Below are 20145 nucleotides of genomic sequence, written 5' to 3'. Positions count from 1 at the left end.
CGGAAAGCCTCAGCCTGCTTCCTTTTCTTGAGTCCGTCTATTCCGAATACGCCGAACGCACGCCGAACGATCTGACCATCGTCCATGAACAGCGCTTCGCACACGCGGGTGGAATGCTTTTCCATACGCTCGCCATCGACGGCACGTGCAACTACTATGAGGACGGTCGCAGATCCACGATGGAAGTCATTCCACTTGCTTCCACCGATCCCCGCGTCACGCCCATGTACAACCGTCTGATCGAGGCCGGCTTTCGACGCGACAGCACTTACCTGTACAGACTTGCCTGCAACGAATGCCGTCGGTGCATCCCGACTCGCATCGACGTTCACGCCTTCAGGCCTGACGACACAATGCGCCGCACGATGAAGCGCAATGCATCACTCGTCATGCGCGAGCTCAAGCTGGCCCCCATGACGGAGGAACAGTACGAACTCTACAAGCGCTATCAGGACTCGCGCCATCGCCGTAGCGTCATGGCGGACATGGACCGCAGCACGGTAAGCACGGTGCTCTTCTCCACGTGCTCGGACACCCGCCTCCTTGAGTTTCGGACTTCCCCTGATGCCCCTCGCCCCAACGAGCTTAAGATGGTTTGTATAATAGATTGTTTAGACAACGCACTCAGTGCCGTCTATACGTTCTTCGACCCCGATGTTCCCAAGCTGAGTCTCGGGACTTTCGGCATCCTCTCCGAAATCGAATATGCCCGTCGAAACGGCCTCAGTTACGTGTATCTGGGGTACTGGCTTCCCGGCTATCCAGGCATGGACTACAAGACGCGCTTCCAGCCGATGGACATATTCTGGGAGAACGGCTGGATGCCGGAACGAAAATTTACAGCCGACCCCAAGCTTCTCGACCCAACGTCCCTTTAGATCATCATGCTTTACTCGCTTTGCCGCCGCGTGCTGTTTTCGATGCAGCCGGAAACCGCTCACAACGTCACCATGGCCAACCTCGACTGGGCCACGCATCTCGGACTTCACAAGCTCCTGACGCACATGCCTGACGAGGATCCGGTTGAAGTGATGGGCCTGCGCTTCCCCAACACGATCGGTCTTGCCGCCGGCATGGACAAGGACGGCATCCGCGTGAACGCCTTCGGCGCCCTCGGCTTCGGCCACGTCGAAATCGGCACGATCACGCCGCTCGCCCAGCCCGGCAATCCGAAGCCCCGCTGCTTCCGCGTCATCCCGGCCAAGGGCATCATCAACCGCATGGGCTTCAACAACGAAGGCTGCGACAAGGTGATCGAAAACCTCCGCAGCGCCGACGCCTTCCGTCTGCGCGGCGGCATTCTCGGCATCAACATCGGCAAGAACGCCGTCACGCCGATCGAAAATGCGCTTTCCGACTATGAAAAGTGCCTCGACAAGGTCTACGACCACGCCGACTACATCGCCGTCAACATCTCCTCGCCCAACACGAAGAATCTTCGCCAGCTTCAGGGCGCCGACAAGTTCGACCATCTTGTTTCCGGCATCGTAACCCGCCGCCAGCAGCTCAAGGACGCCCGCAACGGCAAGCACGTGCCCATCGCTGTCAAGCTTGCCCCCGATCTTGAAAACGAAGAGATCCTGCGTTGCGTCGACACGCTCATCGAGCGCGGCATCGACGCCGTGATCGCCACCAACACGACCATCACGCGCGACCGTATTCAGGGCATGCCCAACTGCACGGAAACGGGCGGCCTTTCCGGCGCTCCGCTCCGCGAACGCTCCACTGAAGTCGTCCGCCTCATCGCCGATCACGTTCAGGGTGCTCTTCCGATCATCGCCTCCGGCGGCGTCATGACGCCTCAGGATGCCGTTGAAAAGATGGAAGCGGGCGCCAAGCTCCTCCAGCTTTACACCGGCTTCATCTATTCCGGTCCGGCCCTCATCGCCGAATGTTCCGAAGCGGTCGCCCGTTGGCGAGCCGCTCAGAAGGCCTAATCAACAAGGTCTTCCTTGAGAACAAATGGGCGCTGCGGCCTCGGACCGCAGCGCCCTTTTCTTTTTCCCTTCAATGACAGGATTTGCCATGCCCCGCGTTTTTGCCGCGCTTCTGCTGCCTCACGACGTGTGCGACGCTCTTGCCCGTGACGCCAAGGCTTTCGCCAGAATCGATCCTCTGGCCCGCTTCACCCGAAGCACCAACCTTCACCTGACGCTTGCCTTTGTGGGCGAGATTTCGACGATCGACGCCCGCAGACTCTCCGCCGCCCTCCGTCCGCTCTGTGCGCTTACGCCGCGCGACATCACGATCGGACGCATCGGTACGTTCGATCGACAGCGCATTCTCTACGCGGGCCTCTCCCCCGCCGAGAGCCTCGATCCCGTCGTCAACGAAGTCAGGAGTACCATCACCCGACTCGGCCTTCCGCTCGACGACAAGCCCTTCAGAGCCCACATCACGCTTGCCCGCGACTGGCGCCGCGGCCATCCGCCCATGACGCTTCCCGCCCGCACAGTCCCGCTCTCAGGCCCCGTTCTGATGGAAACCGTCAAGGATCCACGCACGGGCATGATCCGCTACCGTCAGGTCCTCTGAGAAACAGCCATCGAAGGGAGACTTTCCGCATTGCGGAAAGTCTCCCTTCTTTTTTAGTACAATGACGCCCTCATTCATCAACCCCGTACCACAGTCTCCCATGACAGACCATCCCATTCGCCCCGCCTTCTGGAACGTGCCCCTTTGGGGCGAAATCGGCGTCTATGTGCTCGGCTTCACCGCCGTCGCGCTCCTCATCGCAGGCATCCTACGCAATCGCCACCTGTGGCTTCGAGGCGCAGAGGATCCACACCCCGTCAAGGATAGAAGAGCCCGTCTTTTCTCCGTCATCGCCGACGTCTTCACTCAGAAGAAGATCCGCGAGACGAGCGCAGGGCGCCTACACGCAGTGCTTGCCTGGGGCTTCTTCCTTCTCTTTTGCGGCACGGCGCTCGCCACGCTCGACTGGGACGTAGGCCACTACGTCTTTGATGCTCAGTTCCTTCAGGGAGGCTTCTACCTCGCCTACAAGTTCGTGCTCGACTGCGCAGGCATCGCCGTTCTGATCGCACTCGCGCTCGGAGCCGCCCGCCGCTGGTCCAAGGAGTCGGGCCTGCCCGGTGACGCACGATTTGTCTGCGCCTATCTCTCGCTCGCGTTCATCGTGCTCACAGGCTTCCTTGTTGAAGGCATCCGTCTGGCGGCCACCCTGCCCGCCTGGTCCGTGTATTCGCCCATCGGGCATCTCGTTGCCAAGATGCTCCTCGCCTGCGGTCTGTCGGAGGCGGAACTACGTCTGCTTCACACCTGGATCTGGACGATTCACGGCATCTCATCCCTTGCCTTCATTGCAGCCGTTCCGCTTACTTATTACGCGCACGTCTACCGCACACCTGCAGGGCTCTTCACCCGTGAGGAAAAGCCCGCAGGCCTCCTTCGCAAGATCGACGACATTGAGGAGCAGGAAACGTTCGGCGTCTCCAGCTTCAGTCAGTTCACGACCCGCGAGCGAACGGCCTTCGACGCCTGCACGGAATGCGGCCGTTGCACGGCCGCCTGTCCTGCGGTCCGCGCAGGAACGCCGCTTGATCCTCGAGCCCTGATCGTTTCACTGCGTGACCGCATGCACATGGAGGAGAAGACCGAAGAAGCAGCCGCGCTTCCGTCTCTCGAGGAAACCGTCTCCCGCGACGCCCTCTGGTCCTGCACAACCTGCGGCGCCTGCTCACGCGCCTGCCCTGCCGGCATCAGTCTCCCCGAAATCATCGTCAACATGCGCCGCCATCTGGCGCTCGAAGCAGGCGACTTCCCTGAAGGCGTCGCCAATGCGCTCGAAAACACCGCCTCCGTCGGCAATCCCTGGGGACTTGATCCCTACGAACGCCTCGATTGGGCCAAGGATCTTGATGTTCCGGTCGCAGAAAGCGGTGTTCACTACGACGTCCTCTACTGGGTTGGCTGCGCCGCCAGCTACGACCGCCGCGCGCGCAAGATCGCACGCAGCATGGTGAGGATTCTCAAGGCCGCAGGGGTCAACTTCGCCGTCATGGCCGAAGAGCGCTGCCACGGCGAGTTCGCCCGCAGACTCGGCGAGGAATACCTCTACCAGACCGCTGCTCAGGAAAACATCGGAAACTTCGCCCAATATGACTTCGACCGCATCCTGACGGCCTGCCCCCACTGCTTCAATACGCTCAAGAATGAATATCCGTCCTTCGAGGACTTCCGCTGGCCCGTGGTCAGTCACTCTGTTTTCATTGACGAACTCATGAAGGCAGGCAGTCTTCCGTACGTCAAGTCCGAAGGGCTCAGTGCGGTCTACCACGATCCCTGCTACCTCGCGCGCATCAACGGCATCGTCGCAGAGCCCCGCAGCGTGCTCAACTCCGTCTGTACCGTCCTCAAGTCCCCCGCCGAATCCGGCGAGCGCACGCTCTGCTGCGGTGCGGGCGGTGGGCAGATGTGGATCGACAGGCACGGCTCCAACTCCGTCAACGTCATCCGCCTGAAGGACCTCCGCGCCTCGGGAGCAGACACCATCGCCGTATCCTGCCCGCACTGTCTCACGATGCTCGAGAGCGCCCGAGCCGTTACCCGGGATGCTGAGTCGGTCAGCATCTCCGACATCGCCGAACTCGTCGCCGCCGCGCTTCCTGAAGAGGGCGCCTCCAAATGACGGAGAGCTCCGAATCCAGACACGGCATTCAGGTGCTTGACCGAGCGAACCGTCTGCTTGCCAGACTGGAGGCCTCGTCCGAACCGCTCGCCCTGACAACGCTCGCCCGAGAAACGGGACTTTCAGCCTCGACGGTCCACCGAATTCTGGGGTCTCTCTCGGCCATGGGATTCGTCAAGCAGAATCCCGCCGGACAGTGGAGTCTTGGACTCAGGCTGTTGGAACTCGGCAACCTCGTCTACGAGCGCTTCACGGTGCGCCAGCGCGCTCTTCCGTTCATGCAGCAGCTTCACGCCGCAACAGGCATGACGGTGAATCTGGCCATTCGCGACAACGACAGGCTGCTCTACATCGAACATGTGCTTGCGCCTGAATACAAGGCCAACCAACTTCGCCGCATCGGGTCTTGGGCACCTCTGCACATCACGTCAGGCGGCAAGCTCTTTCTGGCACGCATGTCACCTGACGAAATTCGCGGCTACACGGAAAGAACAGGCCTGAAGGCAGGGACGCAGAACTCCATTCAGTCCCTCGACCACCTGCTCGTGACCCTTGCGCACGCCCGTGAAACCGGCTGGGCTTATGACCGCGAGGAGTACGAGTCAAACGTGCACTGCGTTGCCGCACCGATCTTCGGTGCCGGCGGCAGGCTGATCGCCACGATCTCGCTCGCCGCCCATCGTTCCAACGAGTTCACCCCCGAGCGGATCGCCAAGCTCTGCGGCATCGCCCAGTCGATATCCTCCGCCATGGGCGCAGGGATCGGAGAGCGCATCAAGGGAAAGGGGTACGGTGACGGCTAACCCCAATGCAATGAAAAGCCCGCCTGTCAGGGGAAGCCTGACGGCGGGCAAATTCGTTTCAGCCAAGATGAAGGCTGTCAGAACACCTCGTAGGGATGCATCGAATCGAACTGCTCGTTGATGTGATCCTCATTTTCCACAAAGGTTCGCATGGTCTGCATGTCGGCCGCACGCTGCGCGCTGTTCGGACTGTCAAGGAGCACCATGACGACGCGTCGATCGGCAAACTCACTCTGCACGACCATGCAGCGGCCGGCCGCCGTCGTAAAGCCCGTCTTCTGCACGCCGATGTTCCAGTCGGGATTGCCGATCAGGCGATTGGTCGTCACAAGCTTCAGTTGCCGGCGCCCCGCAGGAACGCTCGCGAACTGCAACGTAGACGACTCGCGAATCACCTCATGCTTGTGCGCCTCTGCGACAAGCTTCGCAAGATCACGCGCCGTGGAGTGATTTCGATTGTCCAACCCCGACGGATCCGCAAAAACGGAATCCGTCATGCCGAGACGTTCCGCCGTTTCATTCATCTTCATGACAAAGGCCTTGCGCCCGCCCGGATAGGTGCGCGCAAGCGCAGTCGCGGCCCTGTTGTCGCTCGACATCAGGGCGGCCTTGAGAACGGCTCCGCGCGTCATGCGCATGCCGCTCCTCAGCTTTGAGCGGGCGCGGCTTCGCACATAGTCCTCTCGGGAGATGCGGAGCCTTTCATTCATCTGCAGGCCGCTCTCCGCAATGACGAGCGCCGTCATGAGCTTCGTGACCGATGCGATCGGCAGCTCAACGCCGGCATTCTTGCTGAAGAGCTCCTCGCCTGTATCCTGATCGACGGCAAGCGCCACGCTGCTGCCAAGACTCAGCAGGTCGGGCGTCTGCCTGAGACCGGCGAGCGTCGCCTGAGAGGGCGCCGTCACGCGCCTGCGCGCCTGTCTGCGCGGCTTCTTGCTCGACTTCTTGACCGCATGTTTGGCCCTGCCCAGCGTCTTGCGGCTGTTCGTACGCTTGACGGAGGTGGTCTTCTTGACGGTCTTTCTGACCGACGTCTTCTTTACACCCGCCTTCACTGCCTTCTGAGTCGTCGCCGCCAGCACGGGCGTCACAACAACCGACGGGCCTGCCGCCACGAATGCGCCTAGCCCAAGTGCCAACACGATTTTCTTCAAGCTGAATTTCACGACCACCGCCCACGACCTACAGAAGGTCCGTCAAATCCCAAACAAGCCGCTGCGCCGGATGCGCCGGCGCAGTACATTTTGTTAATTTTAAAAGTTGCTGTCGGATTGCGGAACCGACGGCATCAAGAAACCCGACACCGTACGCGAGAGAAAATCGTTAGCACTTGTTTCTGCAAGACGTCGTCAAGTGTCATAGTCTCGTGATCGACATCCACACGCGCTCGAGACGCTTGACACTCACTGGCATCGGCGTTCGCAGCTGCTGGGCGAAAAGCGAGACGCGGAGCTCCTGCAACATCCATCCGAATTCATCAAGACGAGAGTCGGGCTGTCCGCGACGCGCCGCACGAGCCCTCATGAGCGGTACGGAAAGCCTCTCGATGTCCGCACGGCGGGATTCGTCGCGTACGGGATCGTCACGATAGCGGTCAAGCCTGTAGTGCACCGCCCTCAGATAGCGGGGATAGTGCGCGAGCTGAGAAAGCGGCACCGTCGTCAGAAAATCCTTTCTGAACAGATCGTTGAGCTGAGCCTCAATGTCATCCGTCAGAGCCTTCTCGCCGCTCAGACGGCGAAGCTTCAGGGGAATGCCTGCGGCCTCCGTCACAATCTCGGTGAGAAGACGCGAGATTTCACCGGCCACCAGCGTGAGGCGCCCCTTCACGTCCTCGCGTCGCTCCCTGAAGCTTGCCTCATCGTGAGGCCAGGGTTCGGCAAGCGCCGTTGCCTCGAGCGCGCAGTCGACGACGGAAGTCGACAGCGTGTCCGCGCTCTCGAAGAGTCTGGACAGTCCTGGCACCGTCTGAGCCTGCATCTGCACGCGGCCAAGATCTCGAAGCGTTCTTTCAACGAACTTCACCTGCTCGCGAAGAGCGAGCCTGAAGAGACGCAGAAGCCCCTTTCTGTGCTCTCGACGGGCCTCCAGCGGATCATCGTAGACCTCGATTGCACAGTCGGTTCCGCGATCCGTAAGCGCAGGATGACCGATCAGGGTCTGACCCCTGCGGGAAATCTCCATGAGCTCAGGAAGCTCGCCGAAGGTCCAGTCGGTGATGCCGTCCTCAAGATCCTTTGCTACAGCCGCATCCTCCTGAGCGACGTGGCGGAAAGTCTCCTGTGCCGCCTCGCCGAACTCGGCGCGCAACTGTGCAAGATTGCGCCCCATGCCGATCTGGCGACCATGCTCGTCCAGCACCTTGAAGTTCATGATGAGATGCGGCGGCAGCTGCTCGAGCTTGAAGTCTCCGACAGTGCAGGGAACGCCAGTCTGGGACCGCACGTCGTCGGCAAGCGCTTCAAGGAAGCCCTTCGCCTGCGGCTCTCCCTCCTTCGTTCGCGTGAAGAAGCCGCCCGCAAAATCGGCAATCGGCACGCAGTGGCGCCTGATCTTCTGCGGGAGCGACTTGAGCAGCGTCTGAGCCTTCTCCTTCACCATGCCCGGCACGAGCCATTCGGCGCGTACGGCGTCGAGCTGGTTGAGGGCGTAGAGCGGCACCGCAAGCGTCAGACCGTCCCGGGGACTGCCGGGCTCGAAGTGGTAGTTGAGTGCCATCGAAATACCCGCCATCTCCATCGTCTTCGGGAAATAGCGGTTGGTGACGCCTGATGCGTCATGACGCATCAGCTCGTCACGGGACATGAAGAGCGCCTTCGGATCGTCGCGGGAGGTTGCCTTGAGCCACTTCAACAGCGTCGGCGTGGAGACGACATCTGCCGGAATCCTCTCATCGTAGAAGGCGAACATCAGCTCGTCGTCCACAAGCACGTCGGGGCGGCGAGTCTTGTGCTCGAGATCCTGAATCTCCCTGACCAGCCTGGCATTGTGTGCATAGAACTCCGCACGGCCATCCCACTCGCCCTCAACGAGCGCTTGACGGATGAAGAGTTCGCGTGCGAGCTTCGGATCGTGCGGCGCAAAGCTCACCCTACGCTGCTGGTAGATCGTGAGACCGTAGAGCGTGCCGCGCTCGAATGCAACAACCTCCCCTCGGCTCTTCTCCCAATGGGGCTCGGTCCAATTCCTGCGAAGCAGATCGCCTGCAGCCGCCTCGATCCATTCGGGCTCGATGTCTGCCACGCAGCGCGCGAACATGCGGGACGTTTCGACGATTTCGGCAGCCAGAATCCAGCGACCCGCCTTCTTGGCGCGCGCCGATCCAGGCCAGATCCAGAACTTGATGCCGCGAGCGCCAAGGTAGGGAGGCACACGAAAGTCGCTTTCGACGGCCTTAGAGCCGATGTTGCCCAGAAGACCCGTCAGCAGGGCGCGGTGCACCTGCTCGAAGGTGGCGGGCGACGTGTTCCTGCGCCAGCCGAGCTCGTCGGTGAGCTGCACGAGCTGACGGCGAACATCGCGCCATTCGCGCAGGCGCCTCACCGAAAGGTAGCGCCTGTGAAGCTCGGCCTCAAGCTTGCGGTTGCTTTCCTTCTCGGCATTGGCCTTTTCATACCAGTTCCAGAGCTTGACGTAGGAAAGGAAGTCAGACTTTTCGTCCGCAAGCTTCCTGTGCGCCTCATCCGCCGCCTGCTGTGCATCGGCGGGACGCTCTCTCGGATCCTGAATGGAGAGCCCTGCGCAGATCGTCAGCAGCTCTTCAAGGCTGCCCTGTTCGGAGCCTGCAAGCAGCATGCGGCCGAGACGCGGGTCGACGGGAAGCCTAGCGAGCTCCCTGCCCACGCGCGTGAGTTCGCCTTCCTCCGTGACGGCGTTGAGCTCCTGCAGAATGGCAAAACCGTCCGCAATCGCGCGGGGCGGCGGCGTCTGAACGAACGGAAATTCGCGCACGTCGCCCAGCTTGAGCGAAATGGCGCGCAGGATGACGGCGGCAAGGTTCGAGCGCAGAATTTCGGGATCCGTAAAGGCGGGGCGGCGTGCAAAGTCATCCTCGCTGTACAGTCGGATGCAGATGCCGTCGGCCACGCGGCCGCATCGGCCGGCGCGTTGATTGGCGGAGGCCTGACTCACGGGTTCGATCTGAAGCTGCTCGACCTTGTTGCGATAGGAGTAGCGCTTGACGCGGGCAAGCCCCGTGTCCACGACGAACCTGATGCCAGGCACCGTGATGGAGGTTTCCGCCACATTGGTGGAGAGCACGATTCGCCTCGCTCCGGAGGGGCGGAACACGCGCTCCTGCTCTGCAGCCGTCAGGCGCGCAAAAAGCGGAAGAATCTCCGTTGTCGAGGGACGCGACTTGCGAAGAACGTCCGCGGCCTCGCGGATTTCGCGCTCGCCCGGCAGGAACACCAGAATGTCCCCGCGTCCCGAAGCCTCGAGTTCGCCCACCGCATCGTCAATCGCGCCGACGAGGGTCTTGTCGTCGGCCTCATCCATGTCCTCGATCGGACGATAGCGAACCTCGACGGGATAGGTGCGGCCCGAGATCGTCAGAATCGGAGCGGGACGCCCGTCGATCTCAAAATGTCGGGCAAATCGCTCGGCGTCGATCGTGGCCGAAGTGACGATCACCTTGAGGTCGCGCCGCTTCGAAAGCAGGCGCTTCAGATAGCCGAGCAGGAAGTCGATGTTGATCGATCTCTCGTGCGCTTCGTCGATGATCACCGTGTCATAGGCGCGAAGCATCGGATCATTCTGAGTCTCGGCAAGCAGAATGCCGTCCGTCATCAGCTTGATGGTGGCGCCCGGCGACATCGTGTCGGTGAAGCGCACCTTGTAGCCCACGACTTCGCCGGGCTCGGTCTTGAGCTCCTCGGCGATGCGCTTGGCGATCGAGCTCGCCGCGATGCGGCGGGGCTGAGTGTGCGCGATCATCCCGTGAACGCCGCGCCCCGCCATCATGGCGATTTTCGGCAACTGCGTCGTCTTGCCCGAGCCGGTTTCGCCGCAGACGATCACAACCCTGTTCTCGCGGATGGCCTTCGCAACCTCCTCGCCACGCTCGGAAACGGGAAGCCCCGGCATGAGCGTAAAGGGCGGGACGGGATTGCGGCGCTCTTCATAGGAAAGACGGCGCTTCGGGGCCTCGGAGGACACCGTCTTCTGACGATCAGCTCCCTCGCGCGAATGCGTGCGCCCGCTTTGCCTTGCGGTGCCTTCGGAACGCTCGTTCCTGATGCCTGCCTGCTCACCGGAAGGCCTGCGGCCTGCTCGATCCGCTTTGGCATCGTGTCGTTTTCCCTGCGCCTCCTTCGCCTTCGTGGAAGGGGACATCTGCGCATGCTTTCGCACTGCCGACGGCTCCGCCTTCGGCGCCGTCACGGGCTGTCCGCCCCGCGACTTTGCGGGGGCCGCCATGCGGAAGGATGCACCCGACGACTTCGCCGCGTCTGCGAGCGCCGCGCCGAAGCCCCCCGTTGCGCTGAAGGCCGAAGCGCTGATGCTCGCGGTGCCCGCCTCGGCCCTCCTTGTCTCGGCCGCCTTCACGACGCGAGTCTTTTTGGCCGCACGCGCCTTCTCCTCTTCAGCTCTGGCTCTGGCCTCCCTTTCACGGGTGAGAGACACGGCATCATCAACCTGGGCCTTCACCTTCTGGAAAGCCGCAAACAGCGCACGATCGGACATAGAAAATCTTCGAATAAATGGATGGAGCCTCAGAAAGAGCTCCACGTAGAATTTGACGGACTCGCGCTACAATGTACGAATGCTTCGGGCGGCTTCATGCCGTCCGCCACACATCAATCAAGGAGCAAACAGATGGCCCGCATGGTTAACTGCGTAAAACTCAAGAAGGAAGCCGAAGGGCTCGACTACCCGCCTTTTCCCGGCGCTCTCGGCGCCCGCATCTGGCGTGAGGTGAGCAAGGAGGCATGGGCCGAATGGACGCGCCTTCAGACCATGATGGTCAACGAATACGGCCTCAACCTCGCCGACCTGTCCGCCCGCCAGCATCTGATGCAGCAGTGCGAACGCTACTTCTTCGGTGATGCCGAAGGCGTTCAGGTGCCTGAGAACTTCGTGCCGCCGAAGCCCTGATCCGCGACTGCGGACAGGTCCTCGCCGAAACACGGCCCGAAAAGCCCGCACTTCCCAAGGAAGTGCGGGCTTTTTCCTTGCAGTCGAACGGTCTGTCAGCCTCGTTCGAACGTCTGCACGCCTTCCTGCGTGCCCAAAAGCAGCACGTCGGCGCCGCGGGCGGCGAAAAGGCCCACCGTGACGACGCCGGGCCAGGCATTGATCTCGGCCTCGAGCGCCTTCGGATCCTCGATGCGAAGGCCCGAGGCATCAAGAATGTGGCAGCCGTTGTCGGTGACGAAGTTACGGAGCTTCACGGTCGCGCCGAGCGCCTCGAGCTTCGCCTTCACGGCACGGGCCGCCATCGGAATGACTTCGACGGGGAGCGGGAAGGAACCGAGCACGGGCACCTTCTTCGAGGCGTCCGCAATGCAGACGAAGCGGCCGGAAATGGACGCGACGATCTTTTCGCGCGTAAGCGCGCCCCCGCCTCCCTTGATCATGGAGAAGCCCGGATCTATTTCGTCGGCACCGTCGACGTAGACGCCGATTTCGTCAACCTCGTTCATGTCGAGCACCTTGAAGCCGAGCGCTTCAAGACGCTTCGTGGAGCGCTCGCTCGAGGAGACGCAGGCGGGGATCTTTTCACGAATGCCGGGCAGCTGATCGATGAACTGATCGACGGTGGAGCCGGTTCCGACGCCGAGGATTCGGCCTTCTTCGACATAGGCGAGCGCCGCACGGGCGACCTCGCGCTTGAGTTCCTGCTGGGTAAGAGCCATGGGGGACAATTCCGGTTGGTGGTGAACGGCTCCTATTTTACCGTCCTCGCCGGCCTTTCGACGCCGGCAGCGTACTCCCTTGACCGGTTCCCGCGCCTTTTGCGCCCCTCTCTGCACTACAATGCACCCACAGCACCTTCCCAGACGAAAAACATGGCCATTGACTTCACCGACGAACAAGTCGCGTCGACCTTCCGCAAGCTGAGCGTCTCGCATGACTCGAGCGCCAACTCCCGCGTCGGCATCTACGCCTCGTGGGCCGCGCTCGTGCTCCTCGCCGCCTGCTTCTTTGTTGTCGCGGTCTTCATGATCGACGCCGACCGCCGCGCCGAAAGCGTCCGCCTCCAGCAGTCCACCGACCTCATCGTGCAGGCCGTCGAGTCCCGCCTCATGGGCACGACCGAGCTTCTGCAGAAGTCGAGCATGCGCCTCATCCACATTCCGGGCACTCCCTCGCGCACGGCAGGCGCCGAACTCGCCGCCATGGCCTTCATGCAGGACCGCCGAGAGGTGGTCGACATGGCGCTCGTGGACCGCGACCGCAAGGTGCTTCGCCACTGGGCCTCGACCTCGCAGAGCGCGCTGATGCCCGACTCGCCCGAGCGCCGCATCGACGCCTCGGCCATGTACGAACCCGTACGCTCCGTACTCACGCGCGAGGCGCCCGTCGTCACCTCTCCCTATTCCGTCAAGGATACGCGCCAGGTCTTCTTCGACCTCTTCGTGCCGACTCCTGCTGACGACCAGGTCCTCATGGCGCGCATCAACCTCTCGCGCCTCATCGCCGACGCAGCCAACAGCGTGATCGGCACGACGCCCTACATCTTCTATCTTGAGGCGGACGGCAAGCCCGTCATCGACCGCAAGCAGTTCCGCACATCCGCCCGCTCGCTCACCTATTCGACGAACATTCCGCTCCTCAACGATCCGTCGCTCAGGCTCGTGAGCCTCAGCAACGAGCATTCGCTCTTCACGACGGACAACCTGAAGTTCTGGGCCATCATCGCGCTCGCAGGCCTTCTTGCCGTCGCGCTCGGACTTCTCGTGAGCAACCAGCGCCAGCAGCACAAGGCCCACCAGAAGCTCTTTGCCGAGAACTCGCTTCGCGTGGCCATGAGCGACTCGTCCGTGGCAGGCATCCGCGTTACGGACCGCGAGGGCAGAATCCTCTTCGTCAACGAAACCTTTCAGAAGCTCGTCGGCTACCGCACGCAGGAGCTCATCGGCGTCATGCCTCCCTATCCGTACTGGGAGGACGACATCTCCGCAACGCTTCAGGACATTCTTGCGCACCCCGAGGACCGTCAGGTGCGCTCGATCGAATTCCGCGTCCGCCGCAAGGACGGCCTGCTTTTTGACGGACAGCTCAACGTCTCTCCGCTTCTCAACGAAAACCGCCGCGTGATCGGCTGGATCGGCGAGCTTTACGACATCACCGAGCAAAAGCGCGCCCGCGAACGCATGAAGGCCGCGCACGAACGCTTCACGCGCGTCGTGCAATCGATGAATTCGGCGATCTGCGTGCTAGGCGGCGATCCCGATCACCCCCGCCTTCTCTTTCGCAACACCCCCTACGAAAAGCTCTTCGGCGACTCGCCCGACGGCGCGATCCGTCTCGTGAAGCTCATCTCCGAAAAGCACTCGCTGATCGCCCGCGAAGGCGTCTACGACGCCGAGACCAACCGCTGGTTCGACGCCCGCATGCAGTGGCTCACCTGGACGGACGACACGCCCGCTCGCATGATCATCGCGACCGACATCACCAACCAACGCGAAACCGAGCTTGCGCTCGAGGCCCAGATGAAGCGCGCCGAAACGACACAGCGACTCGTCACGATGGGCGAGATGGCCAGCTCCCTCGCACACGAGCTCAACCAGCCTCTCGCCGCCATCTCGAACTACGCCTCCGGCGCCAGCATGATGTTGCAGGCAGGCAAGCTCACGCGCGAGGACACGATCGGAGCGCTCGACAAGGTGAACCGTCAGGCCCAGCGCGCAGCGGCCATCATCAAGCGCATCCGCGGCTTCGCCGCCACCAAGAAGACCGAGCCGCAGTTCACGTCGCTCACGCCCGAAAGCGTCGTCAATGAGACGATGGAGCTTGCACTCATTCAGGCGGAGAAGCTCAACGCACGCATCAACACGACCATCGAGCCGAACCTTCCCGCCATGACCGGCGACTCCGTCATGCTTGAGCAATTGCTTCTCAACCTGCTCAAGAACGCCATGGAGGCCGTGCAGCCCTGTCCCAACCACACGATCGATCTGGACGTGAGGCTCCACGAGAGCGGCAGCTTCATCCAGTTCAGGGTGGCCGACCACGGCACGGGCATTCCAGACGACGCCAAGACGATGCTCTTCGACGCCTTCTACTCGACGAAGGATGAGGGCATGGGCATGGGCCTCAACATCTGCCGCTCAATCGTCGAAGTCCACCACGGCCGAATCGTCATCTCCGACACGCCGGGTGGCGGCGCCACCTTTACGTTCACCGTACCCGTGGCTCGTGAACATCCTGATCTGATGTAGAATCAGGGTACTTTTTCTGAGGAGAGATTTCTTTCATGTTTCCCTATGACTACGGTTCCGAAGCCCCTGAAACACTGGGCACGGTCTATGTCGTCGACGATGACGACGCCGTCCGCGACTCCCTGAAGTGGCTCCTCGAGGCGAGCGACTACCGCGTCGAGCTCTACGACAGCGGCGAGAGCTTCATCGCCAAGTACGACCCGAAGGCCATTGCGGTTCTCGTGCTTGACGTGCGCATGCCGGGCATGAGTGGTCTTGAAGTGCAGGAACACCTTCTGGCCCGCAAGGCCGAGCTGCCCATCATCTTCATCACGGGCCACGGAGACGTGTCCATGGCCGTGAACGCCCTCAAGCGCGGCGCCGTCGACTTCATCGAAAAACCCTTCGAGCAGGCCGCCCTCAAGCAGCTCGTCGAGCGCATGCTCCGCGAAGCCCGTGAACGCCACATGGAGAAGGAACGCCGCAGTCTCAATGAAGCCCTGCTCGCCAAGCTCACGCCGCGCGAGCAGCAGGTTCTCGAGCGCATCATCCACGGCCGTCTCAACAAGCAGATCGCCGACGACCTCGACATCTCCATCAAGACCGTCGAAGCCCACCGAGCCTCCATCATGGACAAGACCAACTCGGGCACGGTCGCCGACCTCATGCGCGTCGTCATGGGCACGAAGCTGCTCCACTGAGCATCAATTGCCGATACACTGTGGGATGTGCGCCCGAGGATCAGCCGGAAACGGCTCCCGCGGGCGGCCTTCCCGCCATCAAGGCCTCTCCGCCTCAACGGCGCGGGAGGCCCTTTTGTTTTTTGAATTCGACAGAACATTGTCAGCTGTGGACCGGAGGTTTCTTAATGACAGCCAAGATCATTGACGGCAAGGCACTTGCCGCACGCATCCAGGACGAACTCAAGACCCGCGTCGAGGCATGCACCGAACACGGGCACCGTCCCGGACTCGCCGTCGTCCTCGTGGGCGAGGATCCCGCCAGCCAGGTCTACGTCCGCAACAAGGTCCGCGCCTGCGAGCGCACGGGCATCCGCTCTGATGAAATCCGCATGCCCGCCGAAACGACCGAAGCCGAACTCCTCGCCGTCATCGACAGACTGAACCATGACGACGCCGTGGACGGCATCCTCGTGCAGCTTCCGCTTCCGAAGCACCTCTCCTCCGAACTCGTCATCGCCGCCATCTCTCCCGAAAAGGACGTCGACGGCTTCCATGTCGTCTCCGCCGGCTCTCTCCTCACGGGTCGCACTGGTTTTCGTCCGTGTACGCCCTACGGCGTCATGAAGCTTCTTGAGGAAGCGGGGTGCGATCCCGCCGGCAAGCATGCCGTCGTGATCGGCCGCTCCAACATCGTGGGCAAGCCCCAGGCGCTGATGCTTCTCGAAAAGAACGCCTCCGTCACGATCGTGCACAGCCGCACGACAGATCTGGCCGAGCACACCCGCCGCGCCGACATTCTCGTCGCCGCCGTCGGCCGCGCCAAGATGGTCAAGGCCGACATGGTGAAGCCCGGCGCCGTCGTGATCGACGTCGGCATGAACAGGGATGAAAACGGCAAGCTCTGCGGCGACGTCGACTACGAAAACGTCCGCGAAGTCGCATCCGCCATCACTCCCGTCCCGGGCGGCGTGGGCCCCATGACGATCGCCATGCTGATGACCAACACCGTCGAGGCGGTCGAACGCCGCCTCGGTCTCTGATGACAGGGAGACGCACCGCCATGACCGAATCCGTCAATCCCCTGCTCAATGCGTCGGGCCTGATCGACTACGCCTCCGTCCGTCCCGAGCACGTGGCCCCCGCCGTCGAGACGCTCTCGAAGAATCTTGAGGAGACGCTCGCACGCGTCACGGCACCCGAAACGCCCGCCACGTGGGAGGCCGTCGCCGAACCGCTCGAAAAGGCGACACTCGCCTTCACGCGCGGCTGGGGCGTCGTCGGCCACCTGCAGAGCGTCGTCGACACGCCTGCGTTGCGAGACGCCTACAATGCCGCGCTTCCCGCCGTCACGCAGCTCTTCATCGATCTGTCTCAGAACGAGGCGCTCTTCGCCAAGTACAAGGCAATGAAGGCCTCCGACGGCTTCGCCTCTCTCCCGCCCGTCCGACGCCGCATCATCGAGCGTGAACTCCGCGACTTCCGCCTCTCGGGCGCCGAGCTGCCCGAAGCCGAGCGCGCACGCGTCAAAGTCGTCGGCGAAAGGCTCTCCATGCTGAGCCAGAAGTTCAGCGAAAACCTGCTCGACGCCACCAATGCCTGGGAGCTTGTCGTCACGGACGAGACGCGCCTTGCCGGCATTCCCGAGGATGCCAGGGCGCTCTTCGCCGCCAACGCGAAGTCCGCAGGAAAGGAAGGCTGGCGCATTACGCTTCACTTCCCGTCCTACCTGCCCGTCATGCAGTACGCGGATGACCGCTCGCTTCGCGAGACCCTCTACCGAGCCTTCTCGACCCGAGCCTCCGAATTCGACGGCGGCAAGTACGACAACACCCCGCTCATCAGTGAAATCCTCAGGCTTCGCCGTGAAGAGGCGGCTCTTCTGGGCTTTGCCGACTATGCGGAGTCGTCGCTTGCCACCAAGATGGCCGATACCCCTGCCGAAGTCATCGCCTTTCTTCGTGATCTCGCCTCCCGCGCCAAGCCCTTTGCCGAAAAGGACATGGCGGCCCTTCGTGCCTTTGCTGCTGATGAGCTCGACATCGCCGACATGCAGCCGTGGGATCAGGCCTATGCTTCCGAAAAGCTGCGTCAGGCCCGCTACAGCTACTCCGATCAGGAGGTAAAGCAGTACTTCACCGAACCGACGGTCTTCTCAGGACTCTTCAAGCTTGCGGAAACGCTCTACGGCATCCGCATCCGTCCCGCCACGGCCAGCGTCTGGCACTCCGACGTCAAGTACTTTGAAGTCTGTCGCGACGACGAGGTCATCGCATCCTTCTACGCCGACCTCTATGCGCGAGAAGGCAAGCGCTCCGGCGCTTGGATGGACGCCGACCGCACGCGCTGCGTCATGGACGGCGTCCTGCAGACGCCGGTCGCCTATCTCGTCTGCAACTTTGCCCAGGGCGTCAACGGCCGCCCCGCCACGCTCACGCATGACGACGTGACGACGCTCTTCCACGAATTCGGCCACTGCCTCCACCATCTCCTCACGGATCAGACAGAGGTCGCCGTCTCGGGCATCAGCGGCGTTGAATGGGACGCCGTCGAACTTCCGAGCCAGTTCATGGAGAACTTTGCCTGGGAGTGGGACGTTGTCAAGGGACTTGCGAAGCATGTCGAGACGGGCGAGTCCATTCCCGAGTCACTTTTTGAAAAGATGCTCGCCGCCAAGAACTTCCAGTCCGGTATGGCATGCGTGCGACAGGTCGAGTTTGCACTCTTCGACATGCTCCTGCACACGAGCTTCAATCCCGACACGGATGACGTTCAGGACCTTCTGCAGGACGTGCGCCGAGAGGTTGCCGTGAGCTTCCCGCCCGACTACAACCGCTTCCCGCAGAGCTTCTCCCACATCTTTGCCGGCGGCTATGCCGCAGGCTACTACAGCTACAAGTGGGCCGAAGTCCTCTCCGCCGACGCGTTCTCCGCCTTTGAGGAGACGGGCGTGCTCAATCCCGAGACCGGCGCACGCTTCCGAAGGGAAATCCTCGGACGCGGCTCCAGCCGCGATGCGATGGAAAACTTCATCGCCTTCCGCGGCCGCCGTCCGGAAATCGACGCCCTGCTGCGCCACAGCGGCATGACCGTCAACTGACCGACGCCGAAACGGCCCCTTCTTCCAAACGGCGGAGGGGCCGCCGTTTTTTCCCATCTTCATCCAGAAAAGGTGCCCCTTGTCCAACATCACGCTAGCCAGCTGGAACGTCAACTCCCTGAAGGTCCGCCTTCCCCAGTTGCTCGACTGGCTGAAGACCTCAGGCGTCGACGCGGTCGTCCTGCAGGAGACGAAGCTCACCGACGACCTATTCCCCGCCGAATCCATCAGAGAGGCGGGCTATGACGTCGTCTTCACAGGCCAGAAAACCTACAACGGAGTTGCGCTCCTTTCGAAACGCGATGTTTTCCTGCCTCCCGAGGATGTGCTTCTCGGACTTCCCGACTTTCCCGACGACCACAAGCGCTTCGTGGCCGCCACACTTGTAACGCGACGCGAGGAGAAAGCGATCAGGTTCATCGGCGGCTACTTCCCGAACGGCATGACGCCCGGAAGCTGGAAGTACCTCTACAAGCTCGACTGGATCGCCGCCTTGACGAGGCATCTCAAGGACACGCTGACGCAATGCCCCGACCTCGTCCTTGGCGGCGACTTCAACATCGCCCCTGAAAACGCCGACGTATGGAACCCTGCCGAGCGCAAGGACGACATTCTCGTGAGCGCTCCCGAGCGCGCCGCATTCAGGGAACTGTTGAAGCTGGGGCTTTCCGACAGCTTCAGGCTCGTCTCTCAGGAATCCGCCCGCTATTCATGGTGGGATTACCGCATGAAAGGCTTTGAAAACAACCACGGACTTCGCATCGACCATCTTCTGGTCTCCGAAGCCCTGAAGGAGCGCGTCAAAGCCGCAGACATCGATACGGGGCCGCGTGGCAACCTGCAACCCTCCGACCATGCTCCCGCAACTGTGACGCTCGAGCTTTGATCAGCCGCTCAGCGGCGTGCCGCATTGTCGGCATGCCGCAGAGTGTCGGTCCAGCGTGCGAATTCGGCCAGCGCTCCCTCGCCGTCAGGATGCACCTCCAGCCATGCCACACCCCAGGCGGCGAGGTCCGCGGCATCGTACGTTTCAAAGGGAATCCCCGCCGCTTCATCAGGCTTCCTTGTCGGAATTCCCGTCAGGGCATCCGAAAGTCCTTCAACGCCATTCACCTCATCCACCGCCACGCGCACGCCGTCTCTGCCGAAGAGCACCTCAAGCCCGAAGGGCTCGGAACTTTCGGGATCATGCACCAACAGCTCCACCTTCTCCGTCCAAAGCTGACGGTCTCGAACACGTCGCCATATCCAGAAGAGAGGCCAGAGCACAAACGCCAGCCAGAAGGGAGCAGTCAGCAGAGCAGCCATGCCCAGCCCTCCAAGCCCCTCGGTTCCTGTCGTCCCCTCCATCGTGAATGCAGTGCCGAGCATGCCCCATATTGCCCACACCATCCAGGCGCGCCCTGCCCTTGTTCCTGACATTCGGCAGCGAAGCACCTTCCTCCAATCGTTCATGATCCTCCTCGACAGTTGACCAACCCGGCCCTCACCTGCTTTCGTGCATGCCGGCCGTCCTGCGCATCATACCGACACGCGTGCAGAC

The 20145-nt window shown here is 62.1% G+C and carries 15 protein-coding genes (1 of these 15 only partly in view); 11 read left to right on the top strand and 4 right to left on the bottom strand.

The window, feature by feature from the left end; genetic code table 11:
- The 5 genes from HMPREF9465_RS12495 to HMPREF9465_RS09170 form a co-directional block, all read left to right on the top strand.
- Positions 1-878: the 3' portion of an arginyltransferase gene (locus tag HMPREF9465_RS12495; RefSeq protein WP_005436261.1), read on the top strand. Its footprint begins 751 nt before the window's first position; the window shows 878 of its 1629 coding nt (coding positions 752-1629); the start codon falls outside the window, past its left edge; its stop codon occupies positions 876-878.
- 6 nt (positions 879-884) lie between these two features.
- Complete coding sequence (locus HMPREF9465_RS09185; RefSeq protein ID WP_005436259.1) at positions 885-1937, top strand: quinone-dependent dihydroorotate dehydrogenase; 1053 nt, start codon at positions 885-887, stop codon at positions 1935-1937.
- Positions 1938-2025: 88 nt separating this feature from the next.
- Positions 2026-2535, top strand: coding sequence for an RNA 2',3'-cyclic phosphodiesterase (thpR, locus tag HMPREF9465_RS09180; RefSeq protein WP_005436257.1), 510 nt, complete (start codon positions 2026-2028; stop codon positions 2533-2535).
- A 100-nt stretch (positions 2536-2635) separates the two neighbouring features.
- Positions 2636-4651, top strand: coding sequence for a (Fe-S)-binding protein (locus tag HMPREF9465_RS09175; RefSeq protein WP_038007381.1), 2016 nt, complete (start codon positions 2636-2638; stop codon positions 4649-4651).
- A complete protein-coding gene (locus HMPREF9465_RS09170; protein WP_005436249.1) occupies positions 4648-5454 on the top strand; it encodes an IclR family transcriptional regulator in 807 nt (268 codons plus the stop codon). Before HMPREF9465_RS09175 ends, HMPREF9465_RS09170 begins: the two co-directional genes overlap by 4 nt.
- A gap of 77 nt (positions 5455-5531) precedes the next feature.
- On the opposite strand, the gene HMPREF9465_RS09165 is transcribed toward HMPREF9465_RS09170, so the two are convergent.
- Both HMPREF9465_RS09165 and hrpA read right to left on the bottom strand, forming a co-directional pair.
- A complete protein-coding gene (locus HMPREF9465_RS09165; protein WP_231289376.1) occupies positions 5532-6599 on the bottom strand; it encodes a D-alanyl-D-alanine carboxypeptidase family protein in 1068 nt (355 codons plus the stop codon).
- Positions 6600-6813: 214 nt separating this feature from the next.
- A complete protein-coding gene (hrpA, locus tag HMPREF9465_RS09160; protein ID WP_005436246.1) occupies positions 6814-11142 on the bottom strand; it encodes an ATP-dependent RNA helicase HrpA in 4329 nt (1442 codons plus the stop codon).
- Between the two features lie 132 nt (positions 11143-11274).
- On the opposite strand from hrpA, the gene HMPREF9465_RS09155 reads away from it, so the two are divergent.
- A complete protein-coding gene (locus tag HMPREF9465_RS09155; RefSeq protein WP_005436245.1) occupies positions 11275-11553 on the top strand; it encodes an oxidative damage protection protein in 279 nt (92 codons plus the stop codon).
- Between the two features lie 95 nt (positions 11554-11648).
- Here the strand turns inward: HMPREF9465_RS09155 and rpiA are convergent, their stop codons facing one another.
- Positions 11649-12314 (bottom strand): ribose-5-phosphate isomerase RpiA, encoded by a 666-nt coding sequence (gene rpiA, locus HMPREF9465_RS09150; protein WP_005436244.1) that lies wholly within the window; start codon positions 12312-12314, stop codon positions 11649-11651.
- A 153-nt stretch (positions 12315-12467) separates the two neighbouring features.
- Between rpiA and HMPREF9465_RS09145 the strand changes: the two genes are divergently transcribed.
- The 5 genes from HMPREF9465_RS09145 (at position 12468) to xth (ending at position 19488) form a co-directional block, all read left to right on the top strand.
- On the top strand, positions 12468-14843 hold the full coding sequence (locus tag HMPREF9465_RS09145; protein ID WP_005436243.1) for a PAS domain-containing sensor histidine kinase: 2376 nt from the start codon (positions 12468-12470) through the stop codon (positions 14841-14843).
- 35 nt (positions 14844-14878) lie between these two features.
- Complete coding sequence (locus HMPREF9465_RS09140) at positions 14879-15523, top strand: response regulator transcription factor (protein WP_005436242.1); 645 nt, start codon at positions 14879-14881, stop codon at positions 15521-15523.
- 167 nt (positions 15524-15690) lie between these two features.
- Positions 15691-16545 (top strand): bifunctional methylenetetrahydrofolate dehydrogenase/methenyltetrahydrofolate cyclohydrolase FolD, encoded by an 855-nt coding sequence (gene folD, locus HMPREF9465_RS09135; protein ID WP_005436241.1) that lies wholly within the window; start codon positions 15691-15693, stop codon positions 16543-16545.
- A 20-nt stretch (positions 16546-16565) separates the two neighbouring features.
- Entirely contained in the window at positions 16566-18602 is a 2037-nt protein-coding gene (locus HMPREF9465_RS09130; RefSeq protein WP_005436239.1) for a M3 family metallopeptidase, read from the top strand.
- A 79-nt stretch (positions 18603-18681) separates the two neighbouring features.
- On the top strand, positions 18682-19488 hold the full coding sequence (gene xth / locus HMPREF9465_RS09125) for an exodeoxyribonuclease III (protein ID WP_005436238.1): 807 nt from the start codon (positions 18682-18684) through the stop codon (positions 19486-19488).
- Between the two features lie 8 nt (positions 19489-19496).
- Here the strand turns inward: xth and HMPREF9465_RS12490 are convergent, their stop codons facing one another.
- Positions 19497-19910, bottom strand: coding sequence for a hypothetical protein (locus tag HMPREF9465_RS12490; RefSeq protein WP_147645311.1), 414 nt, complete (start codon positions 19908-19910; stop codon positions 19497-19499).
- Positions 19911-20145: the final 235 nt, after the last annotated feature.

This window comes from Sutterella wadsworthensis 2_1_59BFAA (genome assembly GCF_000297775.1).
Classification (GTDB): Bacteria; Pseudomonadota; Gammaproteobacteria; order Burkholderiales; family Burkholderiaceae_F; genus Sutterella; species Sutterella wadsworthensis_A.
The sequence above is the reverse complement of the archived record's forward strand: the minus strand, read 5'-3'. Positions and strand labels throughout refer to the sequence as shown.

Excerpts from the sequence above, each read along its gene's own strand:
- HMPREF9465_RS09170 (WP_005436249.1), top strand. The coding sequence starts at position 4,648 with ATGACGGAGAGCTCCGAATCCAGACACGGCATTCAGGTGCTTGACCGA.
- HMPREF9465_RS09155 (WP_005436245.1), top strand. The coding sequence starts at position 11,275 with ATGGCCCGCATGGTTAACTGCGTAAAACTCAAGAAGGAAGCCGAAGGG.
- folD (WP_005436241.1), top strand. The coding sequence starts at position 15,691 with ATGACAGCCAAGATCATTGACGGCAAGGCACTTGCCGCACGCATCCAG.
- HMPREF9465_RS09130 (WP_005436239.1), top strand. The coding sequence starts at position 16,566 with ATGACCGAATCCGTCAATCCCCTGCTCAATGCGTCGGGCCTGATCGAC.
- HMPREF9465_RS09185 (WP_005436259.1), top strand. The coding sequence starts at position 885 with ATGCTTTACTCGCTTTGCCGCCGCGTGCTGTTTTCGATGCAGCCGGAA.
- hrpA (WP_005436246.1), bottom strand. The coding sequence starts at position 11,142 with ATGTCCGATCGTGCGCTGTTTGCGGCTTTCCAGAAGGTGAAGGCCCAG.
- rpiA (WP_005436244.1), bottom strand. The coding sequence starts at position 12,314 with ATGGCTCTTACCCAGCAGGAACTCAAGCGCGAGGTCGCCCGTGCGGCG.
- HMPREF9465_RS09145 (WP_005436243.1), top strand. The coding sequence starts at position 12,468 with ATGGCCATTGACTTCACCGACGAACAAGTCGCGTCGACCTTCCGCAAG.
- HMPREF9465_RS12490 (WP_147645311.1), bottom strand. The coding sequence starts at position 19,910 with ATGGCTGCTCTGCTGACTGCTCCCTTCTGGCTGGCGTTTGTGCTCTGG.
- HMPREF9465_RS09175 (WP_038007381.1), top strand. The coding sequence starts at position 2,636 with ATGACAGACCATCCCATTCGCCCCGCCTTCTGGAACGTGCCCCTTTGG.
- thpR (WP_005436257.1), top strand. The coding sequence starts at position 2,026 with ATGCCCCGCGTTTTTGCCGCGCTTCTGCTGCCTCACGACGTGTGCGAC.
- HMPREF9465_RS09140 (WP_005436242.1), top strand. The coding sequence starts at position 14,879 with ATGTTTCCCTATGACTACGGTTCCGAAGCCCCTGAAACACTGGGCACG.